The sequence below is a fragment of the Streptomyces sp. 8N114 genome (genome assembly GCF_052245835.1).
Taxonomy (GTDB): domain Bacteria; phylum Actinomycetota; class Actinomycetes; order Streptomycetales; family Streptomycetaceae; genus Streptomyces.
In genome coordinates this window covers 25803-49450 of record NZ_JBQQBT010000027.1, presented here as the reverse complement: position 1 = coordinate 49450, position 23648 = coordinate 25803, and the positions used below count along the sequence as shown (strand labels likewise).

Below are 23648 nucleotides of genomic sequence, written 5' to 3'. Positions count from 1 at the left end.
TGCTGGTTACCGTTGGGAGCCCCAACGATAACCTTAGAAATCGTAGGGAGCTCCAATGAATATTCGTGGGGATTCCCTACGATCGCGTACCCTGGCGTCATGCCGGAGACGCCACACGCCCCCACGCTGATCCGTACGCTGCCGAGCTGGTTGCTGGGCCGGGCCGCGGCGCGTGGGCGCGCACTCGTCGCCGAGGCGCTGGCCGAGGAGGGGCTGCGGATGTGGCACCACGTGGTGCTGGCCGCCGCCTCCGACCACCAGCCGGTTGCCCAGGCGGAGCTCGCCCGCAGCGTGGCGCTCGACCCCAAGGACGTCGTCGGCATCCTCAACGACCTGCAGAAGGACGGCTATGTGCGGCGCGAGCCGCACCCCGAGGACCGGCGCAAGAACGCCGTACGCCTCACCCCCGAGGGCGAGCGCCTGCTCGCCCGGTGCGCCGCGGCGGCCGACCGCGCCAACGACGCGCTGCTGGAGGGCTTCTCCGCGCGCGAACGGGCCGACTTCCTGGCGCTGCTGGAGCGCGCGGCCCGCGTGTGAGGGGTGTGAGGGGCGGCGTGTGAGGGCGCCCGCAAGGGGGCCGGCCCGGGCCGGCCCGAGGGCGGTGCCCTCAGTCCAGCGGCATCTTGAAGCCGAGGTGCGACGCCTGGAAGCCCAGGCGCTCGTAGAAGCGGTGCGCTTCGACGCGGGTGGCGTCGGAGGTGAGCTGCACCAGTACGCACCCCAGGCGCCGTGACTCGGCGACGGCCCATTCGATGAGCCGCGTGCCCAGTCCGCTGCCGCGCAGATCGGTGTGGATCCGTACGGCCTCGATGAGGGAGCGGGCGGACCCGCGGCGGGACAGGCCCGGGATGACGGTGAGGTGCAAGGTGCCGGCCGTCCTGCCGCCGGACTCGGCGATGACGAGATGCTGGTTGGGGTCGGCGTCGATCCGGTCGAACGCGGCGCGGTACGGAGCGAGATCCGACGGGGTCTCCCGGCCGGCACCGAGCGCGTCGTCGGCGAGCATGGCGACGATCTCGGGGATGTCCTCGGCGGTCGCCCGGCGGACGGTGAACTCCTCGTCGGGCGGCTCCTGCGCGAAGTTCGCCGAGCCGGTGGAATCCGTGGTCATCCTCCGCACGATACGCCCAGGTGTACGTACTGCCCCAGGCGCCTCAGCCCTTGGACCGGCTCGCCGGCTGGGCGGGGGCGAGGGAGCGGACGGCCGCGGCAAGTGGGGCCAGTTCGGGGCGGGCCTCGGCCGCGGTGAGGGCTTCCTTGAGTGCGACGTCATGGGTGGGACGCGCCGCGTCCAGCAGGGCGTGGCCCTCCTCGGTCACGTCCGTGTAGATGCCGCGCCGGTCGTCGGGGCACAGATACCGCCGCAGCAGTCCGCGGTCCTCGAGCCGGGTGACCAGCCGTGTCGTCGCGCTCTGGCTGAGGACGACGGCGTCGGCGAGCTGATTCATACGGAAGTGGCCGCCGTCCCCGTCGTGCTGCTCGCTCAACACGTCCAGCAGGGAGAACTCGCGCACGCTGAGCTCGTGTGCGGCCTGGAGCTCCCGTTCGATGTGCGCCTCGATGCGGCCGTGCAGCGCCGAGAGCGCGCACCAGCTGTGCGCGAGACCGAGATCGGCGCGACGTGACATGAGGGGCTCCTCTCCTGGCGGCTCCTCGCCCCGCACGGGGCGTAGCTCCCAGGTTAGGCCATCCACCGCTCCGCAATATCCAGCGTTTGCATATATCCCGCGTCTGCAATTAATGTCGACGCCTGTAATTGCTGCCCGCGTGATCCCACGTGGGTGGTCCCACGCGCGCTGATCTCCATCTGCGCAGACCCGCACCTGCGCGGACCGCACGCGCGCAGACCCCACCTGCACTGGAAGGCTCGCTCATGCCTCTCGCCCTGCTGGCGCTCGCCATCGGTGCCTTCGGCATCGGGACCACCGAGTTCGTGATCATGGGCTTGCTGCCCGAGGTCGCCGCGGAGTTCGGTGTCTCCATCCCCACGGCCGGGTATCTGGCCTCCGGCTACGCGGTCGGGGTGCTGCTCGGCGCCCCCGTCTTCGCCGTCCTCGGCACCCGGATCTCCCGTAAGCGGATGCTGATGCTGCTGATGGGCCTGTTCATCCTGGGCAACCTGGTCTCCGCGCTCGCGCCCGTCTTCGGCGTGATGCTCGCGGGCCGGGTCATCGCCTCGCTCGCGCACGGTGCCTTCTTCGGCATCGGCTCGATCGTCGCCGCCGGGCTGGTGGCCCCGCACCGTAAGGCCGCCGCCATCTCGCTGATGTTCACGGGACTGACCCTCGCCAATGTGATCGGCGTGCCGCTCGGCACCATGCTGGGACAGCAGGCGGGCTGGCGGCTCACGTTCGTGGCCGTCGCCGCGCTGGGGGTGCTGGGGCTGGCGGGCGTCGCCGCGCTGGTCCCGCGCGACGAACCGGACTCCCGGCAGGCTCCGGCGGCCGGCGGCCGGATCCGGGGTGAGCTGGCCGCCTTCCGCAACGTCCAGGTACTGCTGGCGATGGGGATGACGGTGCTCGGTTTCGGCGGGGTCTTCGCCGCGATCACCTACATCGCGCCGATGATGACGGACGCTGCCGGGTACGCCGACACCTCGGTGACGTGGCTGTTGGTGCTCTTCGGAATCGGCATGGTCGCCGGGAACCTGGTCGGCGGCCGGTTCGCGGACCGGGCGCTGCTGCCGATGCTGTTCACCGCGCTGATCGCGCTGGCCCTCACGCTGGCGGCGTTCACCGTCACCGCGCACGACAAGGTGGCGGCGGCGGTCACGCTCGCGCTGATCGGCGCGTTCGGTTTCGCCACGGTCCCGCCGCTCCAGAAGCGGGTGCTCGACCAGACGGCGAACGCGCCGACCCTCGCCTCCGCGATGAATATCGGCGCCTTCAATCTGGGCAACGCGCTCGCTACTTGGCTCGGCGGGCTGGTGCTCGGCGCCGGCTTCGGCCCCACCTCGCCGAACCTGGTGGGCGCGGCGCTCGCAGTCGGCGCCCTTGCGCTGGCGGTGACCTCCGCCCTCCTGGAACGGCGCGAGCCCGCGTCCCCGTCCCCGGTACGGGCGGGCTCCCCCGCACGGGACGAGGCCCCGAGCCACAGCGTCAGCTAGAGCTTGCCCGGCAAGGGGGGCTGCGCTTGCCCACCCTGCGCCCCTGGCGCAGACTGCCCAAGCTTCGCCGAGGACCTGCTCCCCCAGCCTCCGGCCGGGAGGTGCCCCCACCAGCCACAAAGCACCCGCAGTCTGCGACGTCGGGCAGGGGCACCCCCTCGCCGGAACAGCAGCGAGGCGGGGCGGCAACCTAACCGCGGCCGCGAGCGGCGGAAGCGCGGCGCCGCCCCCGCTTGGTCAACCCCCAAGGTTTCAGCACCGAGATGACCGTCATGAACGTATAGGCGCCCAGCGAGACGATCGGCGGGATCACCAGCTCGTACGGCAGGACCGGGCGCCCGGCGAGCACATCGGCGAGCGTGCTGTCGATCCGTACGCGGAAGACGAGCACGCTCGCCGCCGCCGCGGCCAGGGTGAGCCAGAACTTGATCCATACCCACCGGTGGCGCGCCAGCCCCCACCTGGTGCCCAGCGACAGCAGCAGCCCGCTGACCAGGGTGACCAGGGCGAGCGGACCGAGCAGCCAGTCCGCGAAGAGCTTCATGGAGCGGTACGACGCCTCGGCGACCGCACCCGGACCGGTGAGGGCCGCGGTGAGGCCGAGCGCGAGCAGACACAGCGTCATGCCCAGCCAGCCGGCCGAGGCGCAGACGTGGAGCGCGAGGGTGCCTCTGCGGGCACGTCGGGAGAGTTGGCGCATGCTGCCGACTGTGCCGTCGCACGCTGCGGACGGCGTCTGACGGCGGGAGTATCGACGGCTACTCGCTCCCGAGTACGTGGGCGCCGGGGCGTTGCTCCCGATGCCGTCCCTCGCCCGTCGTACGGCCGTACGATCGCGGGTATGCATCCGGCTCAGCACACGACCGCGCGAACGGCGCCGGGAGAGCGCCGTCCCCGGCTTCACCTCTTCGACCTCGACGGCACCTTGCTGTACGGTTCGGCGGCCTCGGTCGAGATATCCCAGCAGCTCGGTGTGGAACGCGAGATCCAGCAGCTCGAACGCGCCTTTGCGGAACGGAAACTGACACCTCCGCAGTTCGCGCTCAGGGCATGTGCGCTGTGGTCGGCGCTCACCGACGAGATCGTGAGCGCCGCGTTCGCGGAAGCGCCATGGCTGGCGGGTATTCGCGAGGTCTGGGCGGACATCAGGGCCAACGGGGAGCGCTGTGCCGTGATTTCGCTCTCGCCGGATTTTTTTGTGCGCCGACTACAGAATTGGGGGGCCGACGTTACCCACGGTTCACGGTGGCCGGAGGTTCCGCGCGCAATTCCGAACGGAAGTACGAAGTATCCGATGCGTCCCCTCGATCCGGCCGGGATTCTTTCGCCGTCGTCAAAGGTGAAGATCGCGAAGGAACTGTGCGCCCAATTCGGCGTCCGGCCCCAGGACTGCGTGGCATACGGTGACTCCCTGTCGGACGCCGAGCTGTTCGCCACCGTCCCGGTCTCCGTGGCGGTAAACGCCGATCAGCACGTACGCTCCCTCGCTTCGCATCACTACACCGGCCGTGATCTCCGGGACGCCTACGGACTCGTCTCCCTGGCACGGTAATTCCTGTTCGTGTTCCGAATGACGGAATTCACCGGAACCGCGAGCAGGGGTTGTGGCGTGAACGCTTCACGGTATGGTCGGTTCCCTCCCGCATCGTGCTGTAAGGACTGCAAAGGTTTCCTCGCTCGATGTTCACAGGGGGCGGTTTACCGGAACTTTCGGAACACGGATGTGCACAGAACGTCCGGAAGAGGTACGAGGCGAGGCGAGCATGACCACCATGTCGGGCAGCGACGGTGCGTCCGCCGGTGGCAGCGGCGGATGGGGATGGTTCACCCCGGCGTCCGATGCCGCACCCGCGGAGCGCCCCGCGCCAGGCGCACTGGACGCGACACCGACCCCGCAGGGCACCAGGACAGCCGCGGCCGAACCGGAACCGGAACCGGAAGCGGAACCAAAAGCTGAACAGGAAGCGGAACCGAAAGCGGAACTCGGACCGAAGGTGGCGCCCCCCGCTGCGGAACAGGCCACCGACTCCGAGCTGGTCCGGACATCCATGGCCGAGCTGGAACGTTCTGCCGGGGCTGCGACCGCGTACTTCTACGCGCTGCTGTTCGTCCAGTACCCGCAGCTGCGCGAGATGTTCCCGGCCGCCATGGACAACCAGCGCGACCGGCTCTTCCGCGCGCTGCTGACCGCCGTACGCCTCTACGACGACGGCAAGCTGCTCGGCGACTACCTCGCCAACCTGGGCCGTGGCCACCGTAAGTACGGCACTCTCCCCACCCATTACCCGGCCGTCGGCGAGTGCCTGATGGCCGCGATCGCGCGCTATGCGCCGAACAGCTGGGGCCCGCGTACCGAGGCGGCCTGGGTGCGCGCCTACACCGCGATCTCCCAGACGATGATCGACGCGGCGGCCGAGGACGAGCGCCGGGCACCCGCCTGGTGGGACGCGGAGATCGTCTCGCACGAGCTCCGTACCCCGGAGATTGCCGTGATCACCGTCCGCCCGGACCAGCCGTACCCGTTCCGTGCCGGGCAGTACACCAGCCTGGAGACGCCCTGGTGGCCACGGGTGTGGCGGCACTACTCCTTCGCCTCGGCCCCGCGTCCCGACGGGTTGTTGACCTTCCACGTCAAGTCGGTGCCCGCCGGGTGGGTCTCCACCGCGCTGGTGCAGCGTGCCCGGCCCGGCGATGTGCTGCGGCTCGGCCCGCCCGCCGGCACGATGGTCGTCGACCACCGCTCCGACAGCGGACTGCTGTGTCTGGGCGGCGGCACCGGTATCGCCCCCATCAAGGCGCTGGTCGAGGACGTGGCCGGGCGGGGCATGCCGCGCCCGGTCGAGGTCTTCTACGGCGCACGCACCAACCACGACCTGTACGACCTGGACACGATGCTGCGCCTCCAGGACCGGCACAACTGGCTGTCCGTACGCCCGGTCGTCGCGGCGGGCGCGGCACAGTCCACGGCACAGGCGCTTGCGGGGGAGCTTCCCGACGCGGTACGCAGATACGGCCCGTGGCCCGCGTACGACGGCTATCTGTCCGGTCCGCCCGGAATGATCAAAACCGGGGTCGAGGCCCTGGTCGGGCTCGGCATCCCGACCCACCGCATACGCCACGATTCCCTCGACGAACTGGTCGCGCAGGGGGCCTAGATGGTGGGGTGTTCGGATTGTGGCTGTGTCGAGGGCCGCGAATCCAGGTCCGGTTGCGGATCGGTTGACCAGGGCCGGCCGGTTGAGGAAAGGGACGAGTGGCGGCGTTGAGTGACGCGAACGGATACGGCGACGGGTCCGCGGGACACATAGCAGGCACGGGCCACGGTGCGGACACGGACCACGGCCCGCCGCTGCGGCTGCCCGGTAGCGACGGGGAGCATGCACTCCAGCAGCGGATCGGCTCGGACGGCCGCGCCAACCGGTTCTACCAGGACCAGGTGCTCGACCGTCTCAACGAGCGGATGCAGGAGTTCACCCGCCAGCAGGAGATGTTCTTCCTCGCCACCGCCGACCGCCACGGCGAGTGCGACAGCAGTTTCCGCGCCGGGCCGCCCGGGTTCCTGCGGGTGCTGGACGAGCGGACGCTGGTCTTCCCGGAGTACCGCGGCAACGGCGTGCACGCCAGTCTCGGCAACATCCAGGAGAACCCCCATGTGGGCATCCTCCTCATCGACTTCCTCCGGGCGAGGATCGGACTGCACATCAACGGCCGTGCCGAGGTGCTGGACGACGCGGAACTGCGCCCCTGGGTCCCGGACCTGCCGCAGGACCCGGTGCCCGGACGGCGGGCCGTGCTGTGGGTGCGGGTCGAGGTGGAGGAGGCGTACATCCACTGCGCCAAGCACATCCCCCATCTCCAGAAGGCCCCGCGCCGCCCCGCGCGGGAATGGGGCACCGACGACCACAAGCGCAAGGGCGGCGACTTCTTCGGTGCCGCCCGCGACGCCCGCGAGGCCCGCCAGGAGGCGGCGACAGCCATGGAGGCAGCGCCGGAAACAGAGACGGCCACGGAGTCTGTGCCTGCTGCCGAGCCTGTGTCCGCCGCGGAGTCGGTCCCCGCCGCCGAGTCGGTGCCCGCCACGGAGCCCGCCGCGGAGGAGGCGGTCGGCGCGGTGCTCGGCGAGGACACACTCACGCTCGCGGCGCCGCCGTTGCCGCCCGAACTCCCCGCGGTTCCCGGGGCCCCGCCCGCACCGGCGTCCGCCTCCGCCGACACCGGCCCGGAGACACCGCAAGCCCCACCGGTGCAGCGAGCCCCGCACATGCCGCCTGTCCCGGCCGCGCCGCCGTTGCCCGTCGTGCCGCCCGCTCCAGCAACTCCGCCCGCGCACGAGCCGACGCACGGACCCGCGCAAGGGCCGACGCACGGACCCGCGCACGAGCCGACGCACGGACCCACCACGAGCCGGGAACCGGCAGCCGCCGAGCCCGGACCCGAGCGTGATGCGGGACTCGAGCCCGCGTATGCGGCCGGGCCCGCGCCGCTGCCCCGGCGGCGGCATGCGGCTGCCGCCCCGCCGGCCGCCGTTTCCGCCGCGTCCTCGGCGGTCTCCGCCGCCATCTCGGCGCGGTCCGGGAACGGGGAGGCCGCCGAGCACGCCCGGGACATCTCCGCCTGGCGGCTGGAGGCCGAACGGGCGCTGGCCGAGGCGCAACGCCGGGGCCGCAGCGCGGAGTCGGACGAAACGCGCGAATCCGCCGATTTCCAGGGCTGGTTCGGGTAGGTCAGCTCAGGTCGGGAGCGAGCAGCGCCTGAACGCCCTCGATGTTGGCGGCGAGATAGGCCCGCAGCGATGGGGGCACGACCTCCACGGAGGTGAGGCTCTCCGGGGTGAAGGGCAGCCGTACGATCTCGTACTCCCCCTGTGGCTCCTCCACTTCGGGTCCGTGCCGTAGGCGGGGGTCGAGAGAGACGAGTCGGCACACGAAGAAGTGCTGTACCTTCACTCCACCCGGCGTCTCCGCGGGATCACTCACCGTGTCCACGAACGCGGGCACCACATCGGTGATCCGGGCTCCCAGTTCCTCGGCCACCTCGCGGTGCAGCGCTTCCACCACGGTCCGGTCCACGTCGGGTTCGACACCGCCCCCCGGCGTGATCCAGTACGGCTCCTGACCGGGCTTGGTGCGCTTGATGAGGATCAGCTCCGCCGGCCGGCCCCGGCCGTCACCGGGGGCGAGGAGGATGGCGCGGGCAGTCCGCTTGAGCACGGGACGTTCGACGAACATGCAGGAGGTCTGGCCCACAACAGCCCGGGCCAAACCCTCCGCTTTCGTCACTGTGCGTGGTGGACGCTTAAATCTCCCGATAAGTCTATATCGATAAGTGATTGGACACTGACGCTGAGTCAACTACCCTTGTCGTCTGCGCAGCTTCGCGCGTAGAGCCGGGCAGCGCAGCGCACAGAGCCGGGCGGTTCGTGGCAAGAGGGGGGAGCCACGAACCGCCCTTCGCGCTCAACGGCGCCGGTTCACCGCGTCGTCCGGGCTCGCCGCGCATCGTGCCCACCGCGTCGTCGGGCTCACTGCGCCATCGGCAGATACACCCGGTTCCCCGCCTCCGCGAACTCCCGGGATTTCTCCGCCATTCCGGCCTCGACCTCCTCCATCGTCGTCCCGTGCTGCTCGCGGATCTCGTGGGAGATCTTCATGCTGCAGAACTTCGGGCCGCACATGGAGCAGAAGTGCGCGGTCTTGGCCGGCTCGGCCGGCAGCGTCTCGTCGTGGAACGCGCGGGCCGTGTCCGGGTCGAGGGCCAGGTTGAACTGGTCCTCCCAGCGGAACTCGAAGCGGGCGTCGGACAGTGCGTCATCCCAGTCCTGCGCCCCGGGGTGGCCCTTGGCCACGTCTGCCGCGTGGGCTGCGATCTTGTAGGTGATCACACCCGTCTTGACGTCGTCCCTGTCCGGCAGTCCCAGGTGTTCTTTCGGGGTGACGTAGCAGAGCATCGCCGTGCCCCACCAGCCGATCATCGCCGCGCCGATGCCGCTGGTGATGTGGTCGTAGGCGGGTGCGATGTCCGTCGTGAGCGGGCCGAGCGTGTAGAACGGGGCCTCCTCGCAGACCTCCTGCTGGCGGTCGATGTTCTCCTTGATCTTGTGCATGGGCACATGGCCCGGGCCCTCGATCATGGTCTGCACGTCGTGCTCCTTGGCGATCCGGTTGAGCTCGCCCAGGGTGTCCAACTCGGCCATCTGCGCCGCGTCGTTGGCGTCCGCGATCGAGCCGGGGCGCAGCCCGTCGCCGAGCGAGAACGTCACGTCGTACGTGCGCAGGATCTCGCACAGCTCGCTGAAGTGCTCGTACAGGAAGCTCTCCCTGTGGTGCGCCAGGCACCACGCCGCCATGATCGAGCCGCCGCGCGAGACGATGCCGGTCTTGCGGTTCGCCGTCAGCGGTACGTAGCGCAGCAGTACGCCGGCGTGCACCGTCATGTAGTCGACGCCCTGCTCGCACTGCTCGATGACGGTGTCCTTGTACACCTCCCAGGACAGCTCCTCCGCCTTGCCGTCCACCTTCTCCAGCGCCTGGTACAGCGGCACCGTGCCGATGGGGACGGGGGAGTTGCGCAGCACCCATTCGCGGGTGGTGTGGATGTTGCGGCCGGTCGAGAGGTCCATGACGGTGTCGGCGCCCCACCGGGTCGCCCACGTCATCTTCTCGACCTCCTCCTCGATGGAGGAGGTGACGGCCGAGTTGCCGATGTTGGCGTTCACCTTCACCAGGAAGTTCTTGCCGATGATCATCGGCTCGGTCTCCGGGTGGTTGACGTTGGCGGGCAGTACGGCGCGGCCCGCGGCGATCTCGTCCCGGACGAATTCGGGGGTCAGGTTCTCGCGGAGGGCGACGTACTCCATCTCCGCGGTGATCTCGCCCCGCTTCGCGTACGCGAGTTGGGTGACGGCCGTAGCGTTCCGGCCCCGGCGCGGCTGGCGCGGGCGGCCCGGGAAGACGGCATCGAGACCTGTCAGATCAGCTGCTCCGCTCCGGAGCAGTCCGCCGCGTGGGCTGGTGTGCTTGATGCCGTCGTCCTCCGGCCGCAGTTCACGACCCGCGTACTCCTCGGTGTCTCCCCTCTGGATGATCCAGTTCTCGCGCAGCGGCGCCAGACCGCGGCGCACATCGGTGTCGATCTCGGGGTCGGTGTACGGCCCGGACGTGTCGTAGAGCGTCACGTCCTTGCCGTTGGTGAGATGCACCCGTCGGACCGGGACCCGGATGTCCGGGCGCGGTCCTTGCAGATATCCCTTGTGCGAGCCGATCGCCTTCTCGGCCGCGGCGGCAGTCGCGTTTTCGGCACGCGCGTGTGCATCCTGCGTGGTCATGAGACCCACTCCCTACGCCGGCATTACCCGGTAACAGGTTCGGCGGTCGGCGCAGCCGTTTCCGTGGTGATTTCCACGGAGGTCAGCGCCCTCTCAGCCCCGTGCTCGGAGCTCCCGCGATGTGCAAAGGCGTCTCTACGCTAACGGCACACGGGCCGGACTGAACACCCCGCACGGCTGTTCTTGCGATGATCGGGCGGTGACCCACTCCGACGCCCCCGGCCCCGCGCACCCTCCGGGCCCCCCATCCGGCCCCTCCCATGCTCCCGGCCACACCCATTCGCACGCCCACGCACATGGGCCCGCCGCGCCTGTCTCCCGCCATCTGCGGAAGGTCATCGCGGCCGTGCTCGTGCCGTTCGCGGTGGCGGTGCTGACGGGGTTGGTGGTGCTGTGGCCGGGGGGCGCGCCGAGCCATGAGCACGACCACTCCGGTGTCGGCTTCGACCGGCCGACGTTCGACGCGAAAGTCGTCAAACTGGTCGAAGTGGACTGTGAGAAGGCCAACATCCGCCAGCCGCCCGCCTCCTCGGGAGGAGCCGCCCAAACCCCGGGCGGCACACAGGAGAGCGGTGCCTCGAAGGGGCCGTGCCGCAAGGCGACGATCGAGGTCACCGAGGGCAAGGACAAGGGCCATACCTTCACCGAGGCAGTGCCGCCGGACGCCACCCGCACCTACTCGGTCGGCCAGGGCGTCGTCGTCGGGTATTCGGAAAAGGCGCCGCGCAACCTCCAGTACAGCGTCGTCGACACCAACCGCGATCTGCCGATGGTGCTGCTCGCCGGCATCTTCGCGCTCGTGGTGGTGCTGGTGGGACGGCTGCGCGGGGTGCTGGCGCTGGTGGGCCTCGTCATCAGCTTCGCCGTACTGACGCTGTTCATCCTGCCCGCGATATTGCAGGGTTCGAATCCGCTGGTGGTCGCGGTGGTCGGGGGCAGCGCCATCATGCTGGCCACGCTGTATCTGTGCCACGGCTTGTCGGCCCGTACGTCGGTGGCGGTGCTGGGCACGTTGATTTCGCTGCTGCTGATCGGGCTGCTGGGCTCGCTGTTCATCGGCTGGGCGCAGTTGACGGGCAACACCGACGACCAGACGGGCCTGGTGCACGGGCTCTATCCCGGCATCGAGATCCGGGGCCTGCTGCTGGCCGGGGTACTGATCGGTTCGCTCGGTGTGCTCGACGATGTGACGGTCACCCAGACATCAGCCGTGTGGGAGCTCCGAGAAGCCGATCCGGGGGCGAGTTGGCGTGGGATCTACCGCTCCGCGATGCGGATCGGACGCGATCACATCGCGTCCGTCGTCAACACTTTGGTGCTGGCCTACGCGGGTGCGTCGCTGCCTCTGCTGCTGCTCTTCTCGATCGCGCGCAGCGATGTGACGATGGTCGCCACGAGCGAGGTGGTCGCCGAGGAGATCATCCGGACGCTCGTCGGCTCCATCGGGCTGGTCGCCTCGGTCCCGGTCACCACCCTGCTGGCCGCGCTCGTCGTCTCCGCCGACCGAAGCCGCCCCGGAGATGGTGCCCCGCACGTGGCGGCTCCGCCCCCGGGGGCTCCGCCGAGCATTCCGGCTCCCTCATCGGGTGCCCCGGCGGCGGCAACTCGCCGTCCCGCCGTCGGCGGTCGCGGCAGGCGCCGCAAGCCGAAGTGAGGGCTCAATTTTTCCGCCGCCCCCTACTTCTCGCCGCGGCTCACCAATCACTGCGGCTGGAGGCGCCGGCCTTGACGCGGCGGACGAGGTAGACCACGCCGCCGACCAGGGCGACAAAGACCAGCACCTTGAACAGCAGGCCGATGAGGAAGCCGACCAGATTGGCGATCAGGCCGCCGAAGACGACCAGCGCGATCACCGGTATGACGATCCATGTGACCCACCACGGCAGGCTGGAGAGGGTGCCTTTCGCGTCCATGACTGTGTGCTCCGTCTCTGAGAGTTTTCGAAGGCTTCGCGCCCTCTGACCTCGATGCTAGGGCGGGCCGCAAGGCGACGGAGCGGTGCGGGCCCCCGTCCTCCCCTGAATCCGACCCTGAGGTGACCCTGAAGTACGGAGGCGTACGGCGGCCGAATACCGCCTCAGCCCTCGGGGGGCGAGAAGACCACCAGGACTCGCAGGTCCTCCGAGATGTGGTGGAACTTGTGCGGCACCCCGGCCGGTACGTAGACGACGCTGCCCCGCGCCACATACGTCGTCTCGTCCCCGACGGTGATCGAGCCGCGCCCGCTGACCACGAAGTACACCTCGTCCTGGGCGTGCGGCTGCTGTCGGTCGGCGGCGCCCGCGTCCAGCGCGTACAGGCCGGCCGACATGTTGCGCTCGTGCAGGAACCGCAGGTACGCGCCGTCGTTGGCGGCGCGCTCCGCCTCCAGTTCGTCCAGCCGGAATGCCTTCAACGCTGTCCCCTCTCCCTGGCCGGGCGGCTGTTCTGCCACGATCTGAGTATGAACTTCCTCATCAAGACGCTGGCCAACGCAGCAGCCCTTGCCGTGGCGACCTGGCTGCTCAGCGATATCGAGCTGACCGGCGGTTCCGGAGGTGAGAAGGCGCTGACGCTGCTCGTCGTCGCCCTGATCTTCGGTGTCGTCAACGTCGTGGTCAAGCCGATCGTGAAGCTGCTGTCACTGCCTCTGCTGGTGCTCACCCTCGGGCTGTTCACGCTGGTGATCAACGCGCTGATGCTGATGCTGACCTCGTGGGTCGCGGACAAGCTCGACGTGAGCTTCCACGTGGAAGGGTTCGGCGCGGCATTCCTCGGCGGCCTGATCATCTCGATTGTCGCGTGGGCCCTGCACTTGGTGCTCGACCGGGACCGGGACTGACAGCGCATGTACCGCGTCTGTTTCGTGTGTACGGGCAACATCTGCCGCTCGCCCATGGCCGAGGCCGTCTTCCGTGCACACGTACGGGAGGCGGGGCTGGACGGCGTGGTCGAGATCAGCAGCGCGGGCACCGGCAGCTGGCACCTGGGGGATGCCGCCGATCCGCGGACGACGGCCGTACTGGACGCCGCCGGCTACCCGCTCCGCCACACCGCGCGGGTGTTCGAGCCGGACTGGTTCGACCAGCATGACCTCGTCGTCGCGCTCGACGAGGGCCATGCCGCGGAACTGCGGTCCATGGCGCGCCACACCGGGGAGGCGGCGAAGGTGCGGCTGCTGCGCTCGTACGACCCCGACGCCGATCCGGACGAGTTGAGCGTGCCCGACCCCTATTACGGCGGCTCGCGCGGCTTCGCGGAGTGCCTGGCCATGGTGGAGGCCGCCGTTCCCGGGCTGCTGTCGGAGGTCGGCGCGGCGCTCGAAGCGCGGGAGGCCGGCTGATGGGCGAGACACCGCCCGTGAGCCGGAGCTTGGAACGGCGCGTCGCCCGGCTGCTGGGGTACGCCGTCACGCATGCCGCTCCGGTCGGCGGTGGCTCGATCTGTGACGCCTACCGGGTCTCCGGCGGCCTGGGCGGCGAGCAGGACGGGGGTCCGTTCCAGACCGTCTTCGCCAAGGCGCTGGACGCCGCGCCCGGCGACTTCTTCACCGCCGAGGCCGCCGGACTCGCCCGGCTGCGCGCCACCGGCACCGTCCATGTGCCCGAGGTGTACGCGGCCGAGCGCGAGGTGCTCGTCCTCCAGTGGGTGGAGCCGGGGGCGCCCGACCGGGGGGCCGCCGAACGGTTCGGCCGCCAGCTGGCCGCGCTGCACGAGAGCCTGGCGCCGTCCTGGGGCACCCCGGGCGAGCCCTGCTACCTCGGGCCCCTGCCGCTGACGTCACCGCCTGAACCGGTTACCGAATCGGCGGACTGGCCCCGCTTCCACGCCGAGCACCGACTGCTGCCGCTGCTGCGCGCCGCCGTGGACAGCGCCCACATCGGACCGCAGGACGCGCGGGACGTCGAGCGGTTGTGCGAGCGGCTGGACGACGAGGCCGTGGCGGGCCCGCCGCAGCCGCCCGCCGTCATCCACGGCGATCTGTGGTCGGGCAATGTGCACTGGGCGGTGGACGGCCGGGCCGTGCTGATCGACCCGGCGGCCCAGGGCGGCCACCCGGAGACGGACCTGGCGATGCTCCAGCTGTTCGGCTGCCCCGAACTGCCCCGCATCCTCGCCGCGTACGAGGAGGTACGCCCGCTGCCCGGCCGCCAGGCCCGGGTGCCGCTGCACCAGCTCCAGCACCTTCTCGTCCATGCCGTGCTCTTCGGCGGCGGTTACGGTGCACAGAGCGGCTCGGCGGCTCGCTCGGCGCTTCGCCCCTGAACCCGAACCAGGAGCTGCGCCCCTGAGAACCCTGCAAGGAGGCACCCATGACCGCACCGGACGATCCGCCCCTCACCGGTCCGCAGCTGGACTACGGGCCGGCCAACGACGCGGACGCCACCCGCGTGGTGCGGGCCGGGCTGCCCGCGGAGGAGCCGTACGAGCCACCGCTGCCCGGTCCGGTGTTCGCCGCGCACTACCACCTGCCGGGGGAGGTCGAGGGGGCGCCGTACGCGTACGGGCGGGATGCCAACCCCACCTGGTCGCGGCTGGAGCGGGCGATCGCCGAGCTGGAGGCGCCGGGCGATCCGGACACCGAGGTGATCGCGTTCGCGTCCGGGATGGGCGCGATCTCCGCAGTGCTGTTCTCGCTGGCACGCGCCGGGCAGACGGTGGTGCTGCCCTCGGACGGCTACAACCTGCTGGCCGCGCTCCACGAGCAGCTCGACGGTTTCGGGGTCACGGTGCGGACGGCCCCCACGGGCGGCGACGCACAGCTCGCCGAGCTGGACGGGGCGAGCCTGCTGTGGCTGGAGACGCCCTCCAACCCCGGGCTGGACGTGTGCGACATCCGCAAACTGGCGGACGCGGCGCACGAGCGGGGCGCGCTGGTGGCCGTGGACAACACGCTGGCCACCCCGCTCGGGCAACGCCCCCTCCTGCTGGGTGCCGGCATCTCGGTGGCCAGCGGTACCAAGGCGCTGACCGGGCACGGCGATGTGCTCCTCGGCTATGTCGCCACCCGGAACGCACAGGTCGCGGCGGCCGTACGCGGCTGGCGCAAGACGGTCGGCGCGATTCCGGGGCCGATGGAGGCGTGGCTCGCGCACCGCTCGCTGGCGACGCTCGACGTACGGACCCAGCGCCAGGCGGGGAACGCGCTCGCCGTCGCGGAAGCGCTGGCTGCCCGCCCCGAGGTGCACGACGTCCGCCATCCGGGGCTGCCCGACGATCCCGCACATCCGCTGGCCGCCCGGCAGATGAGCCGCTACGGCTGCGTCGTCTCCTTCACCCTGCCTGACCGGGCATATGCCAACCGGTTTCTGGCCAATCTGCGTCTGGTGAACGACGCCACCAGCTTCGGCGGGGTCCGCTCCACGGCCGAACGCCGGGGCCGCTGGGGCGGGGACTCGGTGCCGGACGGCTTCGTCCGGCTGTCGGTCGGCGTGGAAGACAGCGCGGACCTGGTGACGGACCTCCGCCGCGCCCTGGACGAGACGGGCTGAGGCGGCAAGACCCGCGGGCCGTACGGGATCAGGCCGTACGGGATCAGGCCGTGGGGGTCTCCGGGCCGCCGTACTCGGGGCTGGAGTAGTCGGGGCTGCTGAAGCGCGGGCGGGAGTGCGTCTCCTCCGTCGTCTCGGACGAGGGGCGGCTGGAGAACCCGGGGTGCGAGTAGCCGAGCCGGCTGCCTGGCTGCTGCGGCACATACGCCGTCGGGGCCTGTTCCGGACCGTTCGGATCGGCCAGCGCCTCGCGGAGGAACGGCACGACGCCCCGTTCGAGCAGTGCCTCGCGCCAGGCGGCGCGTGCCAGCGCCACCTCCTCCACGAGGCGGCTGCCCGGATCGGCGCCCTGCCCGCCCCCGCCGGGGGCCCGGATGGAACTGGAGCCGTTGCGCAGCGCCGTCAGCAGCAGGCCCGCCATGGCCACCAGGATTCCGGCGGCAGCGAACGCCGCGAACACCCAGCCCGCGCTGCGGATCGGCCCCGCGACGGCGGGCTCCGGTGAGAGCAGCCGCAGCGCGTACCCCAGCAGCAGGAAGATGACGGCGGCCGTGGCGGCCAGTACCGGAGCGAGCACCGAGACGACCGCCATCAGCCCGGCGCCGGACGCCTCGACGAGGGATTCGCCGCCCATCGCGCCGACCAGCTTCTCGCCGACGCTGCTGCCGCCTCCCTGCCCCGGGCCGCGCACCTGGGCAGCGCCGTTCCCGTTGCCCGCGCCGCCCTGGGCGCCGGTGCCCGGAACGCCCGAGACCGAGGGGGCGTTCTCCGGGCGGCGCAACTCCTCACGCAGCCGTACGAACTGCTGGTACTCCGCCTCGGCGCAGGCGGCTATCGCCGTGGCTGCGCTGAGCGCCATCGTGCGCAACTGCTCGGCGTTCAGCCGTTGTCCGAGCGCCGCCAGGTCGGGGCGTCGGTGAGCGGTTCGCAGTGCCTCGTCGAGGACCCGCTCGAACTCGGGCCGGTCTTCGCGCAACAGGTGCGGAGCGCTGTTCATGTGCATCCCCCGATGCTCCGTAGGGCCCAGGCGGCCGGTCGAGGGCGGGGCAGGTCAGCAGGCGGACAACTCGCCTCGGCAAGCCGATGGTAGAGCCGTTCCGGCGCTGCGTGACAGAGAGTTTCCAGAATTGACCCGCTACAGCGACGCCCCCCAGCCGATCATTTCTGGGAAAACACCTGCCCGGTTATCCGCGCGCGAATCAGAAGTGGTGTGGAACCTCGCTTCGCGCGCCCCCGCCGGTCCGGCCCCCACGCCCCCGGAGCGGGGTCACTGCACCAGCGGGAGCTGCGCGATGAGGAGCTTTCCGGCCATGGTGACGCCGCCGTCCATGGCCACGGCAAGCCCGTCGGCGTACACATGCGGACCGGTGACGTTGGGCGCGCTCTCGCCGTCTTCGCTGTCGACCTCACCCAGCAGATACGGGATCGGGCTGTGCCCGTGCACGATCCGCTTGCCGCCGAAGGTGTCCAGCAGCTCGCGTACGGCGGTCGGGCCGGCCGTCTCCTCGCGGAAGGCGAACCGCTTGGTGAACTTGCGGAACAGTTCCCAGGTCTCCTCCGCGTCGTTGCGCTGGAGGGCCTCGGTGATCGCGTCGTTGACGTCCTCGATCGTGCTGCCGTAGTCCAGGTAGCAGGTGGCGTCCGAGTGCACCAGCAGGTGGTTGTCGGCCAGCGCGATGGCGTCCAGCCGGGACATCCACTGCACATGGTGGTCGGCCAGCCGCTCCATGTCGGTGCGCTGGCCGCCGTTGAGCAGCCACGCCGCCTGGAACGAGGCCGTACCGGCGCCGGAGTTGACCGGCGTGTCCCCGAACCGCTTCGCACCGAGCAGCAGCAGCTCGTGGTTGCCCATCAGCGCCTTGCAGTACCCGCCCGCTGCCGCGGCCTCGGCTGACAGCTGCATGACCAGCTCGATGACGCCGATGCCGTCGGGGCCCCTGTCGGTGAAGTCGCCCAGGAACCACAGGCGCGCGTTGCCCGCGATCCAGTGGTTGTCCGCGTCGATGATGCCGAACTGGCGCAGCGCGGTGCGCAGTTCGTCGAGATAGCCGTGTACGTCCCCGACGACGTACAGCGGCCCCTCGCCGTCGTTGCCCGCCCCGGCCGGGAGCGGCACGTCCACCATCGTCGGCTCCGGCTTCCTGCTTTCCGCGGCGGCCACCGCCCCGACCACCGGGAGATCCCGCGCGGTGGGGGTGTACTCCTCCGGCAACCCGTCCCCCACCGGAACCCCGGCCCCGGCCCCTGCGGGTGCGGGTTCCGCGGGTGTGGGAGCGGGTGTGGGTTCGGCGGGCGCGGGTCCGCTCCGTGCCGCGAAGCCGCGCGGTACGGCGCCGTCGGCTGCCGAGGCGACCGGTGCGGGTACGGGGTCACGGGGACGGGCGTTCGGGGTGCGGGGGTCGGTGCGCGCGGAGCCCGGTGCACTCCGCGCCGCCGCTGACTCGGCCGACCGCGGATCGAGCCGCCCGCCCGGCTCGGCCGGTTCACCCGGCCCGCCCGGCCGTACGCCGACGGCCGGGGCCCGCAAAACCGCAGGGGCCTCGGGTCCGCGTGGAGCCGTGGGCTCGACGCCCGGCGCCGGCTCGTGTGCCGTCGCCCCGTCGGCGGTCAGCGGAGCGGTCGGCGGAGTGGGCTGGGTGAGCGCCGCTTTCGGACTCTCCTCCGCAGCCGTCGTGCTTGTCGCAGCCGTCGCGTTCGTTGCGGCTGTCGGTGCTGTCGCAGCCGTCATGGCTGCCTGCTGCGGGACGCGGGTGCCGAGTGGCACCGTGGCGTCCTGCGCTGTCGCGGACAGCACCGGGGCGGAACCCTCGCCGTGCGTTGTCGTCCCGCCGTGCCATACGTCGGGTCCCTGACCGGCCCCCTGAGTCATCGACCCCTCCACCATCGCGCCGCCGCCGTGCACCGCAGGACCTTCCCCTTCCATGGGGCCCCGGTCGCTGGTCTTTCGGCCGGGGTGCCGCCCCAGGTCGGGAGCTGGTCCCGGTGTCGTCCTCCCCCGGCCTCCGGCCGGGGTGCCCCCAATCATAGGAACGCTGGTCGCGGCTTGTGACGCACCTGGGGGCGCGCATTTGGCGAGGTAGCCCGACCCGGCGGGAATTCCTCCTGAATTCTCCGCTGACGTACCCTACGGAATCCGTGCCCAGGGACCCGCCCGGCCACGCCACGCCGTCCGGACCGGCGGTCGGCCGGCCCGGCCGGCGCTCCGGCCCCGCCCGTTCCGCGCTCTCCTCGCTCTCATTCGGTCCTCGGGGCGCGGGGCGCACTGACCGTCGTGGGGGCACTGCCGCGCCGGGAGGACGTACGGACGATCAGCTCGGTCGGCATCACCCGCTGGACGGGGCGGGCCGGGGCCAGCCCTTCGATGGCGTCGATCAGCAGCTGGATGACGGTGTTGCCGATGCGTCCCGGTTTCATCGACAGCGTGGTGATGGGCGGCGCCGTGGTGGCGTAGGCGGGGGACTCGCTGCAGCACACCAGCAGCAGGTCCTCCGGCACCCGCAGTCCGTAGCGGCGCGCTGCGGCCAGCAGGTCGGTGCCGTTGGGGTCGAAGAGGCCGTACACCGCGTCGGGGCGGTCGGGTCTGGCGAGCAGCCGGTCGGCGGCGACGGCTCCCGCGCACGGGTCGTGCGCGGGATAGCGCTCATAGACCGGTTCCTGACCCACCCGCTCGCACCAGTCCAGATACGCGGTGGTCGAGAGCCGGGTGTAGGTGTCGGTGCTGGTACCGGTCAGCAGTCCGATACGGCGGGCTCCGGATTCGGCGAGGTGGTCGAGGATGCCGCGGACGGCCGCCTCGTGATCGTTGTCCACCCAGGCGGCCACCGGCAGCGAGTCGCTGGGGCGGCCGTCGGAGACGACGGGCAGTCCGGAGCGGAGCAGTTCGCTGACGATCGGGTCCTGCGCCGAGGGGTCGACCACGACGGTGCCGTCGAGCGCGACGTTCGACCACACGTCAGGGCCGCCGGCGCCCGCGGGTCCGCGCCGGGCCGGCGCGGGCAGGATGACCAGCGCGTAGCCCCGGTCGAGTGCGGCCGAGGTGGCGGCTCTGGCCATCTCGGCGAAGTAGGCGAACTCCGTAAAGGTGAACGGTTCTTCGCCGTAGGTCGTCACCGTCAGGCCGATCAGGCCCGATTTTCCCGTGCGCAGCGTCCGTGCGGCGGCCGACGGGCGGTAGCCCAGCCGTTCGGCGACCTCGCGGACGTGGCTGCGCGTCGCGTCCGGGAGACGGCCCTTTCCGTTGAGGGCGTCGGAGACAGTCGTGATGGAGACACCGGCTGCGGCGGCGACATCCCTGATGCCCGCCCGCCCGTTCAGCCGGGCCCCGCCGCGCGGCGGAGGGCACCTCCCGGCCACGGGCGAGGGGACGGAGGCCGATGTCCGACCCGCCTGATGCTTCTCTGCTGCTGTCATGGCGAGCCGATCGTAGGCCCGGAGCACGTTGACGGCGGGGAGCGTTCGAGGGGCGTGTGGAGGCACGATTCTGCATGAGCCACGCTCGCCGACGACCATGGAAACCCCAGCTCGGAACGGGGGCATCCGGCAAGTGTCCGGCCGCGGGGGTGGGCTGGGCCGGTGTGGTGGCGAGGCGGCGAGGCAGTCCTAACTCACCTTCATGAGCGACGCGCGCCACCGCGCCCGCCACAGCGCGCGCGGCGCAGCGGCGCACGCAGGCGCACGCACGGGAGGGAGCGCATGTCGTCGTGCTCCGGGGGGAGGCCGACGCGGTCCGGGGCTGCCCGGAGTTGCCCGGGATCTACGCCGCGCGGGTGAATCCTCATAAGGTGAAGAGCATTGGCGCGTGACGCCGGAGGTCTCGACCGACGAGGGCGACGACGGAGGAGGAGCAGCGGTGAGTGACAAGAGCGAGCGGAGTGCGGGAGGGCCCCGGCTGCGCGCGGCGCTGGAGGGCGTCCCCAGCTACAAGCCGGGGCGTCCGGCAGCCGCCGGCGGCCCCGTCTCCTACAAGCTGTCGTCGAACGAGAACCCCTACCCGCCGCTGCCCGGGGTGCTGGAGTCGGTGACGTCGGCTGCGGCGTCCTTCAACCGCTACCCCGACATGGCCTGCACCGGGCTGTACGCGGAACTGGCCGAGCGGTTCGGGGTGCCCGTCTCACACCTGGCGACCGGCACCGGCTCGGTCGGCGTGGCCCAGCAGCTCCTCCAGGCCACGGCCGGGCCCGGCGACGAGGTGATCTACGCCTGGCGCTCCTTCGAGGCGTACCCGATCATCACCCAGATCTCCGGCGCCGCCTCGGTGCAGGTGCCGCTGACCGGGGGCGCGGAGCGTGAGGCGCACGATCTGGACGCGATGGCGGACGCGGTCACCGAGCGCACTCGGCTCATCTTCGTCTGCAACCCCAACAACCCGACGGGCGCTGCCATCCCCCGTGCGGAACTGGAGCGCTTCCTGGACCGGGTGCCGGGCGATGTGCTGGTGGTGCTGGACGAGGCGTACCGCGAGTTCGTCCGGGACGAGCAGGTGGTCGACGGGCTGGAGCTCTACCGCGACCGGCCGAACGTGTGTGTGCTGCGGACGTTCTCCAAGGCGTACGGCCTGGCCGGGCTGCGGGTGGGCTTCGCGGTCGCGCATGAACCGGTGGCCGCCGCACTGCGGAAGACGGCGGTACCTTTCGGTGTGAGCCAGCTCGCACAGGAGGCTGCCATCGCCTCGCTGCGCAGCGAGGATGCGCTGCTGGAGCGGGTCGAGGCGCTTGTGAAAGAGCGCACACGCGTGCTCGCGGAGCTGCGCGGACAGGGCTGGCCAGTGGCCGAGTCGCAGGCCAACTTCGTCTGGCTCCGGCTGGGAGAGCGCACCTCAGCCTTCGCGGAGCGCGCCGAGGAGGCCGGCGTCACGGTGCGGCCGTTCCCCGGCGAGGGCGTGCGGGTCACCGTGGGCGAGACCGCGGCGAATGACATCTTTCTGCAGGTCGCAGCGGCTTTCAGAAAAGAGATCTAGCTCGTCCCGCAGACGCCTACGGTCCGCACCGGGTTCGCGTTGTGGGCGTCTGCGGGTTCCGTCGTGCCCACCCGTTCCGCCTGGGGGTCCCCCTGCCGGAGGCTGGGGGAGGAACGCCTGCCCACGACGGAAGTGGATAGGGACCCCCGCTCGCATGTCCGAATTGGCCGCGTCGTACGCTGGGGTCTTGTGAATGTGAACTCATTCACGAAGTCCGCCGCGATGTGAGGGAGAGAGCGACGTGACAGACCTTGCGTTGGCGCCGGAGACACTGGCGCGCTGGCAGTTCGGCATCACGACCGTCTACCACTTCCTCTTCGTCCCCCTCACGATCTCGCTGGCCACCCTCACCGCGGTGCTCCAGACGGCGTGGGTGCGGACGAACAAGGAGAAGTACCTCAAGGCGACCCGGTTCTGGGGCAAGCTCTTCCTGATCAACATCGCCATGGGCGTGGTCACCGGCATCGTGCAGGAGTTCCAGTTCGGGATGAACTGGTCCGCCTACTCCCGTTTCGTCGGCGACATCTTCGGCGCGCCGCTCGCCTTCGAGGCGCTCATCGCGTTCTTCATGGAGTCGACGTTCATCGGGCTGTGGATCTTCGGCCGTGACAAGCTGCCGAAGAAGCTGCACCTGGCGACGATCTGGCTGGTCGCGTGCGGCACCGTCGCCTCGGCGTACTTCATCCTGGCCGCGAACTCGTGGATGCAGCACCCGGTCGGCTACCGCCTCAACAAGGAGACGGGCCGCGCCGAGATGACCGATTTCTTCGGCATCCTGTTCCAGAACACCGCGCTGGCGCAGTTCTTCCACACGATGACCGCCGCCTTCCTCACCGGCGCCGCGTTCATGGTCGGTATCTCCGCGTACCACCTGCTGCGCAAGAAGCACATAGCCGTGATGCGCAGCTCGCTGCGGCTCGGACTGGTCACGCTGGTGGCTGCGGGGCTGCTCACCGTCGTCAGCGGCGACCGGCTCGGCAAGATCATGTACGAGCAGCAGCCGATGAAGATGGCCTCCGCCGAGGCGCTGTGGGAGACCCAGGCCCCGGCGCCGTTCTCCGTCTTCTCCTACGGCGATGTCGACAAGGGCCACAACAAGGTCGCCATCGAGATTCCCGGTGTGCTCTCCTTCCTCGCGCACGACAACTTCCACGAGGCCGTCCCCGGCATCAATGACACCAACGCGCATCTGAAGGAGAAGTTCAAGGCCGAGACGGGGCTGGACGACTACCGGCCCAACATCCCGGTCGCCTACTGGTCGTTCCGCTGGATGATCGGCTTCGGGATGGCCTCGTTCACGCTCGGTGTCGTCGGTCTCTACCTCACCCGCCGCCGGTTCTGGCTGTCCGAGCGGCTGCGTACCGGCGAGGACGAGCTGCCGCGGCTCGCCCTCACCAGGGACCGGGAGTTGAACCCCCAGCTGGGCACCTGGTACTGGCGGCTTTCCGTGCTCACCCTCGGCTTTCCGCTGATCGCCAACGCCTGGGGCTGGATCTTCACCGAGACGGGCCGGCAGCCCTGGGTCGTCTACGGCGTACTGCCCACTGCCTCGGCGGTCTCCCCCAGCGTCTCCCAGAGCGAGGTCCTCACCTCGCTGATCGCCTTCACGTCGCTGTACGCGCTGCTCGCCGTGATCGAGGTCCGGCTGCTGGTCAAGTACGTGAAGGCCGGGCCGCCCGAGCTGACCGAGGCCGACCTCAACCCGCCCACCCGGATCGGCGGCGATCCCGGCGCCGACTCCGATGCCGAAGACCGGCCCATGGCCTTCTCGTACTGACAGACAGGGGCGCT

Annotated in this window: 22 protein-coding genes; 12 read left to right on the top strand and 10 right to left on the bottom strand. The window is 70.8% G+C overall.

What is annotated here, in order from left to right; genetic code table 11:
• Positions 1-99 precede the first annotated feature (99 nt).
• The gene (locus tag ACTWQF_RS32165; RefSeq protein ID WP_443283268.1) at positions 100-537 is read left to right on the top strand and encodes a MarR family winged helix-turn-helix transcriptional regulator; all 438 of its coding nucleotides are present in this window, start codon (positions 100-102) and stop codon (positions 535-537) included.
• A 70-nt stretch (positions 538-607) separates the two neighbouring features.
• On the opposite strand, the gene ACTWQF_RS32160 is transcribed toward ACTWQF_RS32165, so the two are convergent.
• Positions 608-1111, bottom strand: a complete 504-nt coding sequence (locus tag ACTWQF_RS32160; protein ID WP_443283267.1) for a GNAT family N-acetyltransferase — start codon at positions 1109-1111, stop codon at positions 608-610.
• Between the two features lie 43 nt (positions 1112-1154).
• Positions 1155-1628 (bottom strand): MarR family winged helix-turn-helix transcriptional regulator, encoded by a 474-nt coding sequence (locus ACTWQF_RS32155; protein ID WP_443283266.1) that lies wholly within the window; start codon positions 1626-1628, stop codon positions 1155-1157.
• A 245-nt stretch (positions 1629-1873) separates the two neighbouring features.
• Between ACTWQF_RS32155 and ACTWQF_RS32150 the strand changes: the two genes are divergently transcribed.
• Positions 1874-3106, top strand: a complete 1233-nt coding sequence (locus ACTWQF_RS32150; RefSeq protein WP_443283265.1) for an MFS transporter — start codon at positions 1874-1876, stop codon at positions 3104-3106.
• Positions 3107-3296: 190 nt separating this feature from the next.
• Here ACTWQF_RS32150 and ACTWQF_RS32145 read toward each other — a convergent pair whose 3' ends face one another.
• Entirely contained in the window at positions 3297-3806 is a 510-nt protein-coding gene (locus ACTWQF_RS32145; RefSeq protein WP_443283264.1) for a DUF2269 domain-containing protein, read from the bottom strand.
• A 141-nt stretch (positions 3807-3947) separates the two neighbouring features.
• Here ACTWQF_RS32145 and ACTWQF_RS32140 point away from each other — a divergent pair, with 141 nt between their 5' ends.
• The 3 genes from ACTWQF_RS32140 (at position 3948) to ACTWQF_RS32130 (ending at position 7829) form a co-directional block, all read left to right on the top strand.
• Positions 3948-4658 carry an HAD family hydrolase gene (locus tag ACTWQF_RS32140; protein WP_443283263.1) on the top strand — a complete coding sequence of 237 codons (711 nt, stop codon included), beginning with the start codon at positions 3948-3950 and terminating at the stop codon, positions 4656-4658.
• 211 nt (positions 4659-4869) lie between these two features.
• Positions 4870-6261, top strand: coding sequence for a globin domain-containing protein (locus tag ACTWQF_RS32135; RefSeq protein ID WP_443283262.1), 1392 nt, complete (start codon positions 4870-4872; stop codon positions 6259-6261).
• Positions 6262-6359: 98 nt separating this feature from the next.
• Positions 6360-7829, top strand: a complete 1470-nt coding sequence (locus ACTWQF_RS32130) for a pyridoxamine 5'-phosphate oxidase family protein (RefSeq protein ID WP_443283261.1) — start codon at positions 6360-6362, stop codon at positions 7827-7829.
• A 1-nt stretch (position 7830) separates the two neighbouring features.
• Here ACTWQF_RS32130 and ACTWQF_RS32125 read toward each other — a convergent pair whose 3' ends face one another.
• Complete coding sequence (locus tag ACTWQF_RS32125) at positions 7831-8334, bottom strand: NUDIX domain-containing protein (protein WP_443283260.1); 504 nt, start codon at positions 8332-8334, stop codon at positions 7831-7833.
• Between the two features lie 293 nt (positions 8335-8627).
• Complete coding sequence (thiC, locus tag ACTWQF_RS32120; RefSeq protein WP_443283259.1) at positions 8628-10430, bottom strand: phosphomethylpyrimidine synthase ThiC; 1803 nt, start codon at positions 10428-10430, stop codon at positions 8628-8630.
• A 199-nt stretch (positions 10431-10629) separates the two neighbouring features.
• On the opposite strand from thiC, the gene ACTWQF_RS32115 reads away from it, so the two are divergent.
• The gene (locus ACTWQF_RS32115) at positions 10630-12084 is read left to right on the top strand and encodes a YibE/F family protein (RefSeq protein WP_443283258.1); all 1455 of its coding nucleotides are present in this window, start codon (positions 10630-10632) and stop codon (positions 12082-12084) included.
• 40 nt (positions 12085-12124) lie between these two features.
• Here ACTWQF_RS32115 and ACTWQF_RS32110 read toward each other — a convergent pair whose 3' ends face one another.
• Positions 12125-12343 carry a DUF5326 family protein gene (locus tag ACTWQF_RS32110; RefSeq protein WP_443283257.1) on the bottom strand — a complete coding sequence of 73 codons (219 nt, stop codon included), beginning with the start codon at positions 12341-12343 and terminating at the stop codon, positions 12125-12127.
• A gap of 164 nt (positions 12344-12507) precedes the next feature.
• Positions 12508-12825: a cupin domain-containing protein gene (locus ACTWQF_RS32105; RefSeq protein ID WP_443283300.1), complete on the bottom strand. Its 318-nt coding sequence runs from the start codon at positions 12823-12825 to the stop codon at positions 12508-12510.
• Between the two features lie 48 nt (positions 12826-12873).
• On the opposite strand from ACTWQF_RS32105, the gene ACTWQF_RS32100 reads away from it, so the two are divergent.
• Genes ACTWQF_RS32100 through ACTWQF_RS32085 form a run of 4 tightly spaced genes read left to right on the top strand, consistent with a single transcriptional unit; the run spans position 12874 to position 15901 of the window.
• A complete protein-coding gene (locus ACTWQF_RS32100) occupies positions 12874-13251 on the top strand; it encodes a phage holin family protein (protein WP_443283256.1) in 378 nt (125 codons plus the stop codon).
• Between the two features lie 6 nt (positions 13252-13257).
• The gene (locus tag ACTWQF_RS32095; RefSeq protein ID WP_443283255.1) at positions 13258-13752 is read left to right on the top strand and encodes a low molecular weight protein-tyrosine-phosphatase; all 495 of its coding nucleotides are present in this window, start codon (positions 13258-13260) and stop codon (positions 13750-13752) included.
• Positions 13752-14675, top strand: coding sequence for a fructosamine kinase family protein (locus ACTWQF_RS32090; protein ID WP_443283254.1), 924 nt, complete (start codon positions 13752-13754; stop codon positions 14673-14675). Before ACTWQF_RS32095 ends, ACTWQF_RS32090 begins: the two co-directional genes overlap by 1 nt.
• Before the next feature lie 47 nt (positions 14676-14722).
• Positions 14723-15901, top strand: a complete 1179-nt coding sequence (locus tag ACTWQF_RS32085) for a cystathionine gamma-lyase (protein WP_443283253.1) — start codon at positions 14723-14725, stop codon at positions 15899-15901.
• A gap of 43 nt (positions 15902-15944) precedes the next feature.
• Here the strand turns inward: ACTWQF_RS32085 and ACTWQF_RS32080 are convergent, their stop codons facing one another.
• The 3 genes from ACTWQF_RS32080 to ACTWQF_RS32070 all read right to left on the bottom strand — a co-directional run bounded on the left by ACTWQF_RS32080 (position 15945) and on the right by ACTWQF_RS32070 (position 20311).
• The gene (locus ACTWQF_RS32080; RefSeq protein ID WP_443283252.1) at positions 15945-16904 is read right to left on the bottom strand and encodes a hypothetical protein; all 960 of its coding nucleotides are present in this window, start codon (positions 16902-16904) and stop codon (positions 15945-15947) included.
• A gap of 264 nt (positions 16905-17168) precedes the next feature.
• Positions 17169-18629: a metallophosphoesterase gene (locus ACTWQF_RS32075; RefSeq protein ID WP_443283299.1), complete on the bottom strand. Its 1461-nt coding sequence runs from the start codon at positions 18627-18629 to the stop codon at positions 17169-17171.
• A 506-nt stretch (positions 18630-19135) separates the two neighbouring features.
• Positions 19136-20311, bottom strand: a complete 1176-nt coding sequence (locus ACTWQF_RS32070; RefSeq protein ID WP_443283251.1) for a LacI family DNA-binding transcriptional regulator — start codon at positions 20309-20311, stop codon at positions 19136-19138.
• Between the two features lie 439 nt (positions 20312-20750).
• On the opposite strand from ACTWQF_RS32070, the gene hisC reads away from it, so the two are divergent.
• Positions 20751-21857, top strand: a complete 1107-nt coding sequence (gene hisC / locus ACTWQF_RS32065) for a histidinol-phosphate transaminase (protein WP_443283250.1) — start codon at positions 20751-20753, stop codon at positions 21855-21857.
• A 241-nt stretch (positions 21858-22098) separates the two neighbouring features.
• On the top strand, positions 22099-23634 hold the full coding sequence (locus tag ACTWQF_RS32060; RefSeq protein WP_443283249.1) for a cytochrome ubiquinol oxidase subunit I: 1536 nt from the start codon (positions 22099-22101) through the stop codon (positions 23632-23634).
• The last annotated feature ends 14 nt before the right edge of the window (positions 23635-23648 follow it).